The organism is Phaeobacter sp. G2, assembly GCA_025163595.1.
Lineage (GTDB): Bacteria > Pseudomonadota > Alphaproteobacteria > Rhodobacterales > Rhodobacteraceae > Pseudophaeobacter.
Map to the genome: position 1 here is coordinate 3,820,918 of CP104100.1, position 15,010 is coordinate 3,835,927.

Below are 15,010 nucleotides of genomic sequence, written 5' to 3' on the forward strand. Positions count from 1 at the left end.
CTAATCACTGGCGAAATACCGCTTTTCTGGCTTCGGGGCGCTTTGCCGCCCCGGATTCCCGTGATTCCGCTTGACCTTTGGGGGTCTTCTCTGTTGAACCACACCCTGTCATTCCCTACACGAGGTGGCAGTCCCAAATGGACGACCAGAACAAGAATCTCATTCTCGCAATCGCACTCAGCAGCCTCGTGCTTCTTGGGTGGATGTACTTTTTTCCACCCCCAGAGGTCCCGCCGGCTCCCGAAGTCCAGGCGACTGAGACGGCATCCGCAGATGGGCCCGTCAGCACGCCGAGTGCAGCCGTCGCAGCCGATGCTGCGACCAATCAGCCTGCAGAAGAGGCCAGCGTCTCTGACGCGCCACGCGTCACCATCGAATCTGATCGCCTGACCGGTAGCATCTCGCTGCAGGGCGGTCGCCTCGACGACCTGGCCCTAAAAGACTACCGCGTCACCATTGATGCACCGGACATTGTCCAGTTTCTCTCTCCGGTTGGAGAGCAAGGCGCCTATTACGCCCTCTATGGCTGGGCACCTGGCAGCGGTCTGGCAGCTGAGGACGTCCCAGGAGCCAATACTCTTTGGACCGCCCCCGCTGGTGCTGAGCTGACACCTGACAGCCCCGTCACCCTGACCTGGGACAACGGCAAGGGCTTGACCTTCAACCGCACCATCGCGGTGGACGAGGACTATATGTTCGCGATCACCCAATCGGTCACCAATGGCACCGGCAACACAGTTTCGCTGGCTCCCTATGGCACCCTGGCGCGCCATGGTGAACCTGCTGACCTGAAGAACTTCTTCATCCTGCACGAAGGCATTGTTGGCATGACCGACGGTGAGCTGACCGAACTGGATTATTCCGATGTTGCCGATTTTGAAATTGATCCCCGCGACGGATCGCGTTCCGAAATCAAACAGGTAGAAGGCGACGGCTGGATCGGTTTCACCGATCACTATTGGATGTCGACGCTGATCCCGGCACCGGGCCAGGCGTTCCGCTCTTCGGCTAAATATGACGAACGTCGGGATATCTATCAAACCGACGTGGTGCTGCCGACCATGACCCTGGCCGCAGGCGAAACATCCGAGGTTACCACTCAGCTGTTTTCCGGGGCCAAGGAATGGGCAACCATCCGCGCCTATGAAAAGGGCGGCATTGCCGGCTTCCTCGACAGCATCGACTGGGGCTGGTTCTTCTTCCTGACCAAACCGATCTTTGCAGTTCTCCACTTCCTGCACGGGCTGATTGGCAACATGGGCTGGGCGATCATTGCCCTGACCGTACTGATCAAGATCCTGGTCTTCCCGCTGGCGTATAAATCTTATGCCTCGATGGCGAAGATGAAAGAGCTGCAGCCGGAGATGGAGAAGCTGAAAGAGCGCGCGGGTGATGATCGCCAAAAGCAGCAAAAAGAAATCATGGAGCTGTATAAGCGGGAAAAAGTGAACCCTGCCGCCGGCTGTCTGCCGATCCTGATCCAGATCCCGATCTTCTTCTCGCTGTACAAGGTGATTTTTGTAACGCTGGAACTGCGTCACGCGCCCTTCTTTGGTCCTTTCCAGGATCTGAGCGCACCGGATCCAACCTCTTTGCTCAACCTCTTTGGTTTGCTGCCCTTTAACGGTCCGGCCCCTGATAGCATCATGGCGCTGGTCTTTATCGGCATCCTGCCACTGCTGTTGGGGATCTCGATGTGGCTGCAGCAAAAGCTGAACCCGGCTCCGACGGATCCAACACAGCAAATGATCTTTGCCTGGATGCCTTGGGTCTTCATGTTCATGCTGGGTGGTTTTGCCTCTGGTCTGGTTGTCTACTGGATCGCCAACAACACCATCACCTTTAGCCAGCAGTATCTGATCATGCGCAGCCACGGCTATAAGCCTGACGTTTTTGGCAACATCAAAGCCAGCGTCAAGCGTAAGCCAAAGGCCGGGAAAGAATGACAGCGACTGTCAAACAAATGTGGCGGCACCCGATCAAAGGCATCGGGGCCGAATCAGTGACACAGGTCCGTCTGGAGACAGGCGGACCTATGCCGTTGGACCGGGCCTGGGCTGTGCTGACCGGCACCGCCGAAGACACCGGCGCATGGCAACACTGCCGCAACTTTGCCCGCGGCTGTTTCGGTCCCGAACTCATGGCCGTTACCGCCCAAACACAGGGCGAAACACTGGGCGACAAAATCACTCTTCGCCACCCCAAACAGGGTGAGATCACCCTGGACCCGGCAACGGATGGTGCAAAACTGGTGGATTGGCTGCGACCGATCTACCCGGCCGAGCGGCCACAGCCACACAGTTTGATTGCAGCCCCGGCAAGCGGCATGGCTGATGCCAGTTTTTCGGCGCTCTCGATCCTGTCACTGGCCTCCTTGCGGGCACTTGGGGAAACTCTGGGACAGGAATTGGACCCGCGCCGGTTCCGTGGCAATCTGTGGATCGACGGCGCTGCCCCCTTTGAGGAATTTGACTGGGTTGGGCGCCAGTTGCAGATTGGTGAAGTGCGTCTGGAAGTGATCGACCGCATCACCCGCTGTCGCGCAACCGAAACCAACCCGGACACGGGCAGCCGCGACGCCAACACCCTAAAGGCCCTGCGCGACCACTGGGGCCATACTGATTTTGGCATTCGTGCCAAGGTGCTGTGCGATGGGAACATTGCCCTCACCGATACTCTGGAGCTTGTCTGATGCAGATCCCATTCGCCCTCGCTGAAGAGCCTGACCAGATCACCACAGAAAAGGGCCGCAAGCTGTTTGCCGGCGAATCCCTGTTTGTCAAAGGCGTGGTGGCCATGTCCGGCCTGCCTGATGCAGACCGCATGGAGGTCTGCTTTGCCGGCCGTTCCAACGTTGGCAAATCCAGTCTGATCAATGCCCTCACCGGCACCAAGGGCCTGGCACGTGCCTCCAACACGCCGGGCCGCACGCAAGAGATCAACTTTTTCACCCAGGGCCCCGAGCTCTATCTGGTGGACCTTCCCGGCTATGGCTATGCCAATGCGCCGCTGGCGGTGGTGGAGAAATGGCAAAAGCTGCTCAAGCGCTACCTCAGTGGCCGTCAGACCCTGCGCCGCGCCTTTGTGCTGATCGACAGCCGTCACGGCGTCAAGGATGTGGACGAAGAGATCATGAGCCTGCTGGACAGCTCTGCTGTGACGTTTCAGTGCGTCATGACCAAGGCCGACAAGGTCAAGCTGAAGGATCGTGAACGGGTGATTGAACAGGTCCGCACGGCCCTGGCACGCCACCCTGCAGCCTATCCGGAGATCGTGCTGACCTCCTCGGAGAAAGGCGATGGCATCGCCACCCTGCGCTCCATCATCTGCGGTCTTGAATAGGCAGCCCACCAGCCTGCGCAGCGCTTAGCCCCCTCTGTGGGGGCATTTTGCGACCCTTTCTGGTTTCAGACGTGTTGGGCGCCGTTCACTTCGATCTCCGCACCCGAGATATAAGAGCTTTCCTGCGAGCACAGGAAATAGATCGCCGCGGCGACCTCCTCTGGCTGGCCGAGGCGCTGCATCGGGAGCTTCTCGACAATCTTGTCGGTGCCAGGGGACAGGATCGCGGTTTCCACCTCTCCCGGCGCGATGGCATTCACCCGCACCCCGAGGGGGCCAAAATCATGGGCCATCTCGCGGGTCAGCGCTGCCAGTGCCGCCTTGGACGTAGCATAAGCGGCCCCGGCAAAGGGATGCACCCGACTGCCGGCAATCGAGGTCACGTTGACCACTGATCCCTTGGCGGCGGCCAGTTCGTCCTTCAACCCGCGTGCCAGCACCACAGAGGAAAAGAAGTTGACGTGAAAGACCTTGCCCCAGGTCATCAAGTCGGTGTCCAGGGTGTTCAACCGCTCACCTTCGGGACCTTTGGGAGAGATACCCGCATTGTTGACCAGCGCATCAAGCTGCCCGCCTAGCCGTTCTTGGATGACGCCCACCGCGTTGATGGTGTCAGAAGGGTCCGACAGGTCCAGTTGCACGTGATTCTCAGCACCGCCACCCCAGGGGCATTCCTCGGGGAAGGGTTGCCGTGAACAGGTGATCACCCGCCAGCCTTCGGCGCTGAAGCGTCGCACAGTTGCGTGGCCAATGCCCCGGCTGGCGCCGGTCAGAAGCAAAGTCTTTTGGCGCATGGCGTAATTTCCATCTTTCTGAGCTGTGAGGCGACCCTATCAGGCCAGCCCGGAGCTGCAATCTCTATGTCGCACTTGGCAGCAGTGCCAGAAGCAAGTAACACCAGATGCCAAGAGGACCCCGAGCCATGAAGAAACAAGATATGAACCGCGACTGGATTGCCACTGCTGAAACTCTGTCGAGCGCCCTGCCCTATTTGCAGCGCTATGACGGAGCCATTGTTGTCATCAAGCTGGGTGGCCATGCCATGGGCAGCGACGAAGCGATGGAAACCTTTGCCCGCGATATCGTGTTGATGCGCCAGGTCGGAGTCAATCCGGTGATCGTGCATGGCGGCGGGCCGATGATCAATGCCATGCTGGACAAACTGCAGATCCAGTCAGAGTTTGTTGACGGCAAGCGGGTCACCGATCAGGCCACCATGGAAGTGGTGGAGATGGTGCTCTCTGGGGTGGTCAACAAACGCATTGTGCAGGCGATCAATGCCCAGGGAGGCCGCGCCGTGGGCCTGTCGGGCAAGGACGCCAATCTGATCACCTGCGATCAGGCCAATGCCAAGCTTGGCTTTGTCGGTGCCCCGGTACAGATGGAGCCACAGGTTCTGCATGATCTGTTTGAAAAAGACATCATCCCGGTGATTGCCCCCATCGGGGCTGGCCGCGCGGGTGAGACCTTTAATATCAATGGTGACACCGCAGCTGGCGCTATCGCCACTGCGCTCAACGCCGACCGGCTGCTGCTGCTGACGGATGTTTCCGGCGTCAAGGATGCAACTGGCGAAGTTGTGACCGAGTTGAAAGCCGCTGATGTGGAACGTCTGACCGCCGAAGGTGTCATTGCAGGGGGTATGATTCCCAAAACCGAAACCGCTCTGGAGGCCGTTCGTTCCGGCGTGCGCGCCTGTACCATTGTTGATGGCCGGGTCAAAAACGCTGTGCTGCTGGAACTGTTTACCGACCACGGCGCAGGCTCGATGATCCGCGCCTGAACCTAGGGCCGCGCCTTCAGCCTCCAATAGAACGGCGCAAGCCAGCCTATCTGAACGGTATTGCCGTTTTTGCGCATCCCCTGCTCAACATTCTGCTATCCTCCTCTGCAGACGCCTCGGGAGGTTAGCATGACGCCTAAGCAGGCCAAGACCGGTCCACAGCAGGGCTACGCTGATATCGCCCAGGCCGCGCGTGCTGCGGGCCTGCAGATCTATGGCGCGCTCTACCCCGGCGACCGCCCAGTCAAGGGGCTGTCCCATGGCACCCTGATTCTATTGGGCTGCGGCGCGGCGTACTGGCCGATCTTCACCCGCTCCCCCGAGTATCTGGAGGCCAGACCGGATCCTGTGGATCGCTGGTCAACACGCGTGATTGGCAGTCTGGCAGCGAATCTGGGCGCCACAGCCTATTTTCCCTTTGGGGGCCCACCCTATACGCCCTTTGTGGACTGGGCTCTGGCCTCGGGTCGGGCCTTCACATCCCCGTCACAAATGATGGTGCATGATGAGGTAGGCATGTTGATTTCCTTTCGGGGGGCGCTCCACTTCGATCAAAACTTTGACATCCCCCCTCCTCCTTTGGCACACTCTCCCTGCGCGACCTGCACAACCCAGCCATGTTTAACGTCATGTCCGGCAGATGCCATGGTTGAAGGTGGTCCCTATGATCTGGCCGCCTGTCACCACCACTTAGAGAACCCGGCCGGAGTAGCCTGCATGACGCAGGGATGCCGCGCCCGGTGCGCATGTCCCCTCAGCCAGGGGGCTGGACGACCCATTGAACAAACCGCACATCACATGAGGTATTTTCACCCATCATGACCTGTACCCTGATCCTGACCCGTCACGCAAAATCCGCCTGGGACAGCAACGCCCCTAGCGATCATTCTCGCCCGCTGAACAGTCGGGGGCGGGATTCTGCCAGGGCGCTTGGGAATTGGCTGCGAGAAACAAACGAACTGCCGCAACAGGTCCTTTCGTCCTCCTCTCAGCGCACGCGGGAGACCTATCAGCTGACCGGCATTGAGGCGCCTGCGGTCTTTACCGAACGGCTCTATCACGCAAGCTCTGACATCATCTTTCAGGTGCTAAAAGAAGCATCACATTCGCGCACGATGATCTTGGGCCATAATCCGGGGATAGCGGCCTTTGCCCATGCCATTGTAAACTACCCTGCGGATCATACCCGCTTTGACGACTATCCAACCGGCGCAACCCTGATCGCCAAGTTTGACATCGACACCTGGGCGGATCTGACCTGGAGTAGCGGCAGGGTGATTGAATTCATCGTCCCGCGTGAATTGCTGGTGACCTGAATTCGCTCTGGCTAAAGGCATGCTGTTGATATAGCCGTCCGCATATCTACCCTGGAGATTTTATGTCCCGTTGAGGATGGTGCCTTCGGCACCGCTGCACAGTTCAAAACCACATCAGGCCGTTTTCAACATGCAACGGCACGGTTTTTGTTTGCTTCGTCTTTCTCAACTTTCCGAACTGCGTAAGACGCAGTTTTCTTCAAGGGACATGCCTGACATGATCAGACCCTATACTCCAGCGGACAAACCCGCTGTTCTTTCCATCTGGCGTGAAGCCAGTGCGCTCGCCCATCCGTTTCTTACGACAGAGGCCACGGATCAGGCAGAGGCCATGATCCGCGACCATTTCCTCGATTTGGCAGAAACCTACATGGTCGACGTCGCAGGTGCGCCCGTCGGTTTCATCTCACTGATCGACCACGAGGTCGGCGGGTTGTTTCTACGCCCAGCGTTTCACGGACGTGGCATCGGACGCGCGCTGATGGATCGCGCCGTTGCACGCAAAGGATATCTCGAACTTGATGTCTTTACCAAGAACTCTATCGGGCGTCGCTTCTATCAAAACTACGGTTTCACCGCAGGAGAAGAGCGGATCAATGGCTTCTTCGGCCATCCCGAAATCCGCATGCACTTCAGCGCCGCCTGACCTTTATGGCGGAAAAGAAAAGGCCCCCCGGAAAACCGGGGGGCCACTCTATCTCAGTTTACTCTCAACACTCAGTGGCCGAGGATTTGGCTCAGGAACAATTGGGTCCGTTCGCTTTGTGGATTGTTGAAGAACTCTTCCGGCTCGTTCTGCTCCACAATCTGACCGGCATCCATAAAGATCACCCGGTTCGCCACCTGACGGGCAAAACCCATTTCGTGGGTCACACAAAGCATCGTCATGCCCTCTTCTGCCAGTTCGATCATGGTGTCGAGCACCTCTTTGATCATCTCTGGATCCAGCGCCGAGGTTGGCTCATCAAACAACATGATCCGCGGCATCATGCAAAGCGAGCGGGCAATGGCCACACGCTGCTGCTGACCACCGGACAATTGGCCGGGGTATTTGTTGGCCTGATCCGGAATTTTCACCTTTTCCAGGAAATGCATCGCCCGCTCTTCGGCTTCTTTCTTGGGTGTTTTACGAACCCAGATCGGCGCCAGCGTGCAGTTTTCCAGAATGGTCAGATGCGGGAACAGGTTAAAGTGCTGGAAGCACATGCCAACCTCTGACCGGATCTTGTCGATGTTTTTCAGATCATTGGACAGCAGGGTCCCATCGACCTCAATCGAGCCCTGCTGGTGCTCTTCCAGCGCGTTGATGCAGCGGATCAGGGTCGATTTACCCGACCCGGACGGACCACAGATAACAATCCGCTCCCCCTGATTAACGGTCAGGTTGATGTCGCGCAGCACGTGAAACGACCCGTACCATTTGTTCATCTGGTTGATGGTGATTGCAATTTCGTCAGAGACTTGCATTTGAGAAGTGTCAGCCATTGTCCGGCCTCCTTATCGGTGACCAGTGGCGAGGCGACGCTCGAGCCACTGAGAGTATTGAGAAATGCCGTAGCAAACGATGAAGAACAGCAGCGCTGCAAAGCCCAGAAGCTCCCAGTAGACGCCGTTCCATTCGGTCGAGGCAAGAATAGGACCACGGATCATTCCCACGAGGTCGAACATCGAAATGACCGACACCAGCGTAGTATCCTTGAACAGGCCAACGGCCACATTCACGATACCCGGAATAGAGATCTTCAGGGCCTGAGGCAGAATGATCAGACGCATCGCCTGCGGGTAATCCAGACCCAGACTGTCGGCGGCCTCATATTGTCCCTTTGGCAGAGCCGCGAGGCCACCCCGGATCACTTCGGCGATATAGGCCGCAGAGAAGAGGGTGATCATGATGACCACACGCAGGAACAGATCCACAGATGCATCCGGTGGGAAGAAGTAGGACAGCATCACCGAGGCCACAAAGAGCAGCGTGATCAGCGGCACGCCGCGCACGAACTCGATAAAGACCACGCAGATCCATTTGATCAGCGGCATAGAGGACTGGCGCCCCAAAGCCAGGGCAATCCCCAATGGCACCGACAGCGACACGCAGGTCACGCCCAGCATCATGTTGAGCATAAAGCCACCCAGATCCCGTGACGGCACTGCCGACAGCATCGCCGTGTCCGACGCGCCTTCAGGAATGAGCATCCCGCCGATTTTCCAGATCACCAGGGCCGCAACGATGGACCCAAAGAACCCCGCTGCAAAGCTGCTCTTGCCAAGGTACTGAAACACAACCGCAGCAACAGCAAAGCCAACCAGGGCAACAACAGGCACCATGAAAGCGCCGCCCCAGATCAGCCAGAAGGCCAGGAAGGGGTAAACAACGGTAAAGGCCAACAGCTTGCGCGGCAGGTCAAAGAACAACACCGGTGCCAAGGCGATCAGCAACAGGACCAGCGCCAGGTTTGGCCGCCAGTATTGGTCTGTGGGGTATTTGAACCCATAGAGCAGTTGATTCCAGCGCTCAGTCAGGACCGAGAAACAGGCGCCTGATTTACCATCCAGAATCTCGCGACACTCAGCCAGCGAAGAGGTGGTCCAGATTCCGTTCAGCATCCAGGGTAGGGTATTGCTGAGCAGGGAATAGAGCAGGGCAAGGGAAAGAAGCGTCAATATACTGTTGGGAATGTTTGAGAACAGGTTCTCGCGCACCCACTTATAGGCACCAGTATCACGCGCAGGCGGCGGCGATTCTGGTATGACGCTTGTGGCGACAAAGGCAATCGGATTGTTTTGTTTATCGCTCATGGCTCAGCGCTCCTTCAGCTTAACGGAGGCGTTGTAGACATTCATCACCATAGAAATCATCAAGGATGCGGTGAGATAGAACAGCATCAGCAACAGCACGCATTCAATCGCGCGCCCGGTCTGGTTCAGGGTAACCCCGCCCAGTGTTGCGGTGATATCCGCATAGCCCACGGCGATCGCCAGCGAAGAGTTTTTGGTGATGTTGAGAAAGTTGGAGATCAGCGGCGGGATAATCACCCGCAAAGCCTGGGGCAGAACCACCAGGTTCATGATCCGGCCAGGACGCATACCCAGGGCCGCAGCCGCTTCGGTCTGGCCTTTTGAGATCGCCTGGATGCCAGCACGGACGTTTTCCGCGATAAAGGCACCGGTATAGATCGACAGCGCGAACCACAATGCGATCAGCGGGCCACCAATTTTGATACCGCCCTTAAAGTTAAAGCCCTTCAGCTCTGGCACTTCCCAGGTCAGTCCCATCACAAGCATCAGCAGGGCAAAGGGAACAATCCAAACCGCCAAGTTGACAAAGAGGGTGTTGGGACGAATGCCCGTTGCTTCCTGCTTTTGGGTTGCACTGGCGTTCACCATGCGCATCACAAAAAACGATCCTACCAGAACCGCGAGAACCAATAGCCAGTTCAGGGCAGCGGAGGCAAACAGCCCGCTCTCGAACAATGGCATCGGGGTGTAGACGCCGCGGTTGGTAAAGGCAAAGAGGTCAAACACCATGCTGGAAGATGGGTCTGCACCACGGAAATCGCGTGGACCCGGCATAACGGCCGTCATGATGGTGAAAATGATGATGATCCAGATCAGCACCGGAATGTTGCGAAAGATCTCAACATAGACGGCCATCAGTTTTGACACCAACCAGTTGTTCGACAAACGCAAAACACCGGCAATGACGCCAAAAAATGTCGCCGTGATACAGGCTAAGAAGGCCACCAAAAGCGTATTGAGAATACCCACAACAGCGGCGCTGGCATGGCTGGACTGGCTGTCATATTCGATAAGACGTTGAGCGATGTCATAGCCAGACCGATCGCCCAGAAAACTGTAGGAAATGTTCAGGCCAGCTGCGCGCAGGTTCTGAATGAGGTTATTGCCCAGGTACCATATGGCCAAGGCCAGGACCAAGGCGGCTATCGCCTGGAAGGTCAATGATCGATAGCGGGTATCGTTGACCAGCATGGAGAGCCGGAACTGCTCCTGCGGTGGGTCAGTGAGAGTTGACATGAAAGTGATCCCCGTAGCTCATAGATCTACCGTTCGGCGGGGTTGGCTCCCCGCTCGTGTCAGATCTAAAGCGTTTTTTGGTTGGATAGTGTCAGAAGGAAAAAGGGCGCAGGATGTCCTGCGCCCCTTCCTAAATGGATCTTAGCGGAAAGGAGGTGCGTACAGCAGGCCGCCTTTGGTCCACTGTGCGTTCAGGCCACGTGCCAGACCGATAGGTGTTGCTTCACCGATGTTATCAGCAAAGACTTCACCGTAGTTACCGCCAGCAGCGATCGCGTTCTTGCCCCAGTCAGCCGACAGACCAAGCATCTCACCCAGGGTACCTTCGGTGCCCAGGAGACGGTTGATTTCAGGGTTGTTGGTGCCAGCCGCCATCTCATTGATGTTGGCAGAAGTGACGCCCAGCTCTTCAGCTGCGATCAACGCGTTCAATGTCCAGCGCACAACGTCGCCCCACTCGTGGTCGCCATGACGAACCAGCGGGCCCAGAGGCTCTTTGGAGATGATTTCGGGCAGCAGGGTGTGTGCATCAGGTGCTTCGAATGTGGCACGGGTTGCGGCCAGACCGGAGGCATCGGTGGTGTACACGTCGCAGGCACCAGCCAGATACTGCTGCTGTGCTTCAGCGTTGGTTTCGATTGGAACAGGCTCATAAGAGATGTTGTTCGAGCGGAAGAAGTCCGCCAGGTTCAGCTCGGTGGTGGTACCAGTCTTAATGCAGACAGTGGCGCCATCGAGTTCTTTGGCCGAGGAAACACCCAGCTCTTTAGGAACCATGAAGCCTTGACCGTCGTAGTAGTTCACGCCGGTGAATTCGAACTTCAGGTCAACATCGCGCGAAAAGGTCCAGGTGGTGTTCCGGGCCAGCATGTCGATTTCGCCAGACGCCAGCGCGGTAAAGCGGGTCTTGCCGGTTGTTGGCACGAATTCGACAGCGGTGGCATCGCCCAGTACAGCGGCTGCAACAGCGCGACATACGGCAACGTCAAAGCCTTCCCATTCGCCGCTGGCATTTGGAGCCGCAAAGCCCACCAGACCGGTGGTGACGCCGCAGTTCAGTTTGCCGCGGGCTTTGACGTCGTCCAGAGTGCCAGCCGCAGCTGCACCAGCAGACAGACCAGCAATGGTCAGCGCGCCCAAAATTACGGTATTTTTCATATTTACCTCTTCCTGATTTTCCACCTATTGCGGTGGTTTTTTTTGCCCGACACAGAGGTGCCGGAAATGGTGTGAACTGGGGCGAAACCCCAATTCGTACAGGGAGTTTGGGCGCATTCATCAACAAACGTCAAGTGTGTGATCATGAATTTCGATGTCCGCATAGCGAACTCTGCACTAATAGATACAAAATTTCTGAATAGTGATCAGTCTCGCAATTTGCTGTCTTCTTAACAAATGTCGTAGAAACTTTTTGCGTGTAGAAAGGCAGCTCGCTTCAACTCTGCAGTCTCTTGCGCCTCCTCATCGACACCCCATTGTTCTTCTTGCCAGGTCTCGTCCAGGCGCGATATCTGCCAAATATCATCAGCTGTGCGCCAATTATGGGCAGCCGCAAAGCCCAGGACCAGGGATCCGGACATCGAAACCAGGTCGTGAAAGGCCGCGAGTTGGAAATTGTTCAGATCGTGAACCGCATCGCGCAAGACCGACAGGGCCGCAGGATTCTGCCGCGCATGCAGCAGGCCCTGGCGGGTTTCAAGCCGCGCACCCAGGGTATCTTTGGCCCAATCCAAGGCAGGGTCCCAATGCGCGGCCTGACGCGCCACCAGCTCCTGCGGGCTGTCCGCGCGGTAGCACAACAGGTCCGAATCGCCATAATCCGCCAGCATGTCGGCGACTTCAGCATGCTGATTCGCGACCTTATCAATTGCGGCATTGGCCGAGCGGGTATAGGGCATGGTTTCGGGATTGATCCCTTCCACCTGCGCATCCCACTCCGCAGCAATCGCCTCTGCCATCTCAAGACTGGGCAGGGTCAGGGAAACCTTCGCAGGTGTCTTTACCCCGCGCCCATCCAATAGAACCGAGAAACCGCCATCAACTTCGACCGCAGAGACCTGTTTCCAGAACCGCTTTTGCTTCCAATCACTCATCTCTCATGTCTTCCAGATCTGTTGCAACAAGGGCGCCAACTGGTCAAAACTGCTGATGATATGATCCGCCCCCAGCTCAGCCGCCGGGTGATAGCCCCAGTCAACTGCGATGGTACGGACGCCAGAAGCGCGCCCCATATCAATGTCAAAACTCGTGTCACCGATCATCACCGCATCGGCGGGTTCAACACCGGTTTCAGCCAGCGCAGTCAAAATCATCGACGGGTGCGGTTTGGAGGGATGGTGATCCGCAACCTGCCGGGTGACAAAACAGTCTAACCCGTGGGCGGCAATCAAGGCATCCAATCCACGTTGTGATTTGCCCGTCGCGACCCCAAGCAGATATTCTGGCACCGCATGTAGCTGCGCCAGAACTTCGGCAGCGCCTGGAAACAGCGGCGAATGCCCTGCTCCCTGCGCCAGCCGTTTGTCCATATAGGCTTGCTTGTAGCCCGCGACCAACTGCGCCCGCACCTCTGAAGGGTGGCTCGGCGCCAGCTGGTCCATCGCCAAAGGCAGTGACAATCCTACAATAGACAGGATCTCAGCCCGCGCCGGGACCGCCAGCCTCTGCCCCTCAAAGGCAAAACGCATGGCCGCTGCGATGGCGTCCTGACTGTCCGCCAGGGTGCCATCCACATCAAACAGGATCAGCCGCAGGTCTGCGCTCACATCAGCCCCTCAAACGGGTCATCTGCCGCCAGGTCTTCGGTCCAGCCAAAGGTCTCCCAGCTCTCCTTCATGTGATCCGGAAGCTCAGCCGTCATCACAATGTCTTTCTTGGTGGTTGGGTGTTCAAACACCAGACGACGGGCATGCAGATGCAGCTTCTTGCTGATCACACCGCCCAGCTGAGCCCCCCAGCCATCGCCCAGGTTTTCCTGACCCGAGCCACCGTATTTGCCGTCGCCAATAATCGGATGGCCAATCTCTGCCATATGCGCCCGCAGCTGATGGGTGCGCCCGGTGACCGGCTCCATCGCCACCCAAGAAGCCCGACCCGCCACCCGGTACAGGGTGGCGTAATAGGTATGGGCCCGCTTGGCGCCTGGGGTTCTGTCGATCTCATTGGGATGCACGGCGATCATTTTTTCGCCCTCCCCGCTGGAGCCATGTCCGCCTGCCTTGACCAGACCAGCCTTGATCTCGCCCAGGTAGGGCGTCGGAACGCCCGCAACCAGCGCCCAGTAGATCTTCCGGGTGTTGCGATGGCGAAAGGCCGCTGTCAGCGACTTGGCCGCCAGCCGGTTGCGCGCCAGCACCAGAACACCAGAAGTATCCTTGTCGAGACGATGCACCAGACGGGGTTTTTCTTCTGCATCAAAGCGCAGGGCATCCGCCAAGCCATCGACGTGCTTGGTGGTGCCGCTGCCCCCCTGCACCGCCAGACCCGCCGGTTTGTTTAACACGATGACATCGTCATCTTTGTAGATAACACAGCCCCGGATCATCTTGGCGTCGGCCTCGGAAATCCGCGCCACACGGGGGGCTGCCGGTTTCAAATCCGACTCCGCCAGGGGCGGCACCCGCACCACCTGCCCGGCTGCAACCCGCGTATTGGCCTTGACCCGACCGCCATCCAGACGCAGCTCGCCCTTGCGGCACATCTTCTCAATCCGGCCCTGGTTCACATGGGGGAACAACCGACGCAGCCAACGGTCGATCCGCTGGTCGTCATCCGCCTCGGCTACGGTAATCATCTGTACGCCGCTCATGCGAACACTCCTCTTGCGAGCCAAAGGCCCAAAAACAATCCGCCAACCGACAGGCCAACAGAAAGCAAAACATAGACCGCAGCCTGCCCCAGGGCGCCACGCTCAATCAGATTGGCCGTCTCCAGCGAGAAAGCCGAAAAGGTGGTAAAACCACCCAGAAAGCCGGTCATCACCAAGGGGCTAAGGTGAGTCACCCCTTTTTGGGCCGCCACCACCACAAAGACCCCCATCAAAAAGGAGCCAATCACATTCACCGAGATAATGGCGAGCGGAAACTCCTGATGGCCAACCAGGCGCAAAACACCCAGGCCGGTCAGATAGCGCAGCACCGCTCCGCAGGCGCCGCCAAGGGCGACCAGAGATACCGTTGAAATCATCAAGGGTCTGTGGCGCGACCGGAACAGGATGTCAAGTTTTAGCCGCTATGCAGCACGTCCCCTGCCTCACATCCAAACAACTGGGACACACCGCCAAAAAAACCAAACAGAGGAGACATGAAAACAACACCTATAACCGCTGCATTGACCTGCCAGGGCAAAGCCGAGCTGGCTGAACGCCACTCTGGCCCATTTGTCCAAGACGGCAAAACGGATGCGGGCAAAACACGACGGTTCAAATTTACGGCAATTGATTGCAGTTCACGTCAATAAGCTCGCCTAAAAGATTCCCCTTCAGCTTCATCTTTCCCAAAATACCTCCGCCGGAGGCTGCGGTTTTCCAGCAGGGAAA

The 15,010-nt window shown here is 57.7% G+C and carries 16 protein-coding genes; 7 read left to right on the top strand and 9 right to left on the bottom strand.

The window, feature by feature from the left end; all coding sequences use genetic code 11:
- The first annotated feature begins 137 nt into the window (after positions 1-137).
- The 3 genes from yidC to yihA are packed head-to-tail and all read left to right on the top strand — an operon-like array spanning position 138 to position 3,342.
- Complete coding sequence (gene yidC, locus N1037_18145) at positions 138-1,946, top strand: membrane protein insertase YidC (GenBank protein ID UWS79149.1); 1,809 nt, start codon at positions 138-140, stop codon at positions 1,944-1,946.
- The gene (locus N1037_18150; GenBank protein UWS79150.1) at positions 1,943-2,692 is read left to right on the top strand and encodes an MOSC domain-containing protein; all 750 of its coding nucleotides are present in this window, start codon (positions 1,943-1,945) and stop codon (positions 2,690-2,692) included. The genes yidC and N1037_18150 overlap by 4 nt, the downstream gene beginning before the upstream one ends.
- Positions 2,692-3,342, top strand: coding sequence for a ribosome biogenesis GTP-binding protein YihA/YsxC (yihA, locus tag N1037_18155; protein UWS79151.1), 651 nt, complete (start codon positions 2,692-2,694; stop codon positions 3,340-3,342). Before N1037_18150 ends, yihA begins: the two co-directional genes overlap by 1 nt.
- Positions 3,343-3,407: 65 nt before the next feature.
- Here the strand turns inward: yihA and N1037_18160 are convergent, their stop codons facing one another.
- Positions 3,408-4,136, bottom strand: a complete 729-nt coding sequence (locus tag N1037_18160) for an SDR family oxidoreductase (protein ID UWS79152.1) — start codon at positions 4,134-4,136, stop codon at positions 3,408-3,410.
- Between the two features lie 128 nt (positions 4,137-4,264).
- Here N1037_18160 and argB point away from each other — a divergent pair, with 128 nt between their 5' ends.
- From argB to N1037_18180, 4 genes are all read left to right on the top strand, one after another.
- On the top strand, positions 4,265-5,125 hold the full coding sequence (gene argB, locus N1037_18165) for an acetylglutamate kinase (protein UWS79153.1): 861 nt from the start codon (positions 4,265-4,267) through the stop codon (positions 5,123-5,125).
- 129 nt (positions 5,126-5,254) lie between these two features.
- Positions 5,255-5,947 (top strand): ferredoxin, encoded by a 693-nt coding sequence (locus N1037_18170; GenBank protein ID UWS79154.1) that lies wholly within the window; start codon positions 5,255-5,257, stop codon positions 5,945-5,947.
- Positions 5,944-6,441, top strand: a complete 498-nt coding sequence (locus tag N1037_18175) for a histidine phosphatase family protein (protein ID UWS79155.1) — start codon at positions 5,944-5,946, stop codon at positions 6,439-6,441. Before N1037_18170 ends, N1037_18175 begins: the two co-directional genes overlap by 4 nt.
- 217 nt (positions 6,442-6,658) lie before the next feature.
- Entirely contained in the window at positions 6,659-7,087 is a 429-nt protein-coding gene (locus N1037_18180) for a GNAT family N-acetyltransferase (protein ID UWS79156.1), read from the top strand.
- Between the two features lie 71 nt (positions 7,088-7,158).
- Here the strand turns inward: N1037_18180 and N1037_18185 are convergent, their stop codons facing one another.
- The 8 genes from N1037_18185 to crcB all read right to left on the bottom strand — a co-directional run bounded on the left by N1037_18185 (position 7,159) and on the right by crcB (position 14,658).
- On the bottom strand, positions 7,159-7,926 hold the full coding sequence (locus N1037_18185; protein UWS79157.1) for an amino acid ABC transporter ATP-binding protein: 768 nt from the start codon (positions 7,924-7,926) through the stop codon (positions 7,159-7,161).
- Positions 7,927-7,938: 12 nt separating this feature from the next.
- Complete coding sequence (locus N1037_18190) at positions 7,939-9,237, bottom strand: amino acid ABC transporter permease (GenBank protein ID UWS79158.1); 1,299 nt, start codon at positions 9,235-9,237, stop codon at positions 7,939-7,941.
- A gap of 3 nt (positions 9,238-9,240) precedes the next feature.
- The gene (locus N1037_18195; GenBank protein ID UWS79159.1) at positions 9,241-10,473 is read right to left on the bottom strand and encodes an ABC transporter permease subunit; all 1,233 of its coding nucleotides are present in this window, start codon (positions 10,471-10,473) and stop codon (positions 9,241-9,243) included.
- Between the two features lie 141 nt (positions 10,474-10,614).
- The gene (locus N1037_18200; protein ID UWS79160.1) at positions 10,615-11,631 is read right to left on the bottom strand and encodes an amino acid ABC transporter substrate-binding protein; all 1,017 of its coding nucleotides are present in this window, start codon (positions 11,629-11,631) and stop codon (positions 10,615-10,617) included.
- A gap of 230 nt (positions 11,632-11,861) precedes the next feature.
- Entirely contained in the window at positions 11,862-12,566 is a 705-nt protein-coding gene (locus N1037_18205; protein UWS79161.1) for an ATPase, read from the bottom strand.
- Between the two features lie 3 nt (positions 12,567-12,569).
- Entirely contained in the window at positions 12,570-13,238 is a 669-nt protein-coding gene (locus N1037_18210; protein ID UWS79162.1) for an HAD-IA family hydrolase, read from the bottom strand.
- Positions 13,235-14,281, bottom strand: coding sequence for an RluA family pseudouridine synthase (locus N1037_18215; protein ID UWS79163.1), 1,047 nt, complete (start codon positions 14,279-14,281; stop codon positions 13,235-13,237). The genes N1037_18210 and N1037_18215 overlap by 4 nt, the downstream gene beginning before the upstream one ends.
- A complete protein-coding gene (gene crcB, locus N1037_18220; GenBank protein ID UWS79164.1) occupies positions 14,278-14,658 on the bottom strand; it encodes a fluoride efflux transporter CrcB in 381 nt (126 codons plus the stop codon). Before crcB ends, N1037_18215 begins: the two co-directional genes overlap by 4 nt.
- Positions 14,659-15,010: the final 352 nt, after the last annotated feature.

Excerpts from the sequence above, each read along its gene's own strand:
- yidC (UWS79149.1), top strand. The coding sequence starts at position 138 with ATGGACGACCAGAACAAGAATCTCATTCTCGCAATCGCACTCAGCAGC.
- N1037_18150 (UWS79150.1), top strand. The coding sequence starts at position 1,943 with ATGACAGCGACTGTCAAACAAATGTGGCGGCACCCGATCAAAGGCATC.
- yihA (UWS79151.1), top strand. The coding sequence starts at position 2,692 with ATGCAGATCCCATTCGCCCTCGCTGAAGAGCCTGACCAGATCACCACA.
- N1037_18160 (UWS79152.1), bottom strand. The coding sequence starts at position 4,136 with ATGCGCCAAAAGACTTTGCTTCTGACCGGCGCCAGCCGGGGCATTGGC.
- argB (UWS79153.1), top strand. The coding sequence starts at position 4,265 with ATGAAGAAACAAGATATGAACCGCGACTGGATTGCCACTGCTGAAACT.
- N1037_18170 (UWS79154.1), top strand. The coding sequence starts at position 5,255 with ATGACGCCTAAGCAGGCCAAGACCGGTCCACAGCAGGGCTACGCTGAT.
- N1037_18175 (UWS79155.1), top strand. The coding sequence starts at position 5,944 with ATGACCTGTACCCTGATCCTGACCCGTCACGCAAAATCCGCCTGGGAC.
- N1037_18180 (UWS79156.1), top strand. The coding sequence starts at position 6,659 with ATGATCAGACCCTATACTCCAGCGGACAAACCCGCTGTTCTTTCCATC.
- N1037_18185 (UWS79157.1), bottom strand. The coding sequence starts at position 7,926 with ATGGCTGACACTTCTCAAATGCAAGTCTCTGACGAAATTGCAATCACC.
- N1037_18190 (UWS79158.1), bottom strand. The coding sequence starts at position 9,237 with ATGAGCGATAAACAAAACAATCCGATTGCCTTTGTCGCCACAAGCGTC.
- N1037_18195 (UWS79159.1), bottom strand. The coding sequence starts at position 10,473 with ATGTCAACTCTCACTGACCCACCGCAGGAGCAGTTCCGGCTCTCCATG.
- N1037_18200 (UWS79160.1), bottom strand. The coding sequence starts at position 11,631 with ATGAAAAATACCGTAATTTTGGGCGCGCTGACCATTGCTGGTCTGTCT.
- N1037_18205 (UWS79161.1), bottom strand. The coding sequence starts at position 12,566 with ATGAGTGATTGGAAGCAAAAGCGGTTCTGGAAACAGGTCTCTGCGGTC.
- N1037_18215 (UWS79163.1), bottom strand. The coding sequence starts at position 14,281 with ATGAGCGGCGTACAGATGATTACCGTAGCCGAGGCGGATGACGACCAG.
- crcB (UWS79164.1), bottom strand. The coding sequence starts at position 14,658 with ATGATTTCAACGGTATCTCTGGTCGCCCTTGGCGGCGCCTGCGGAGCG.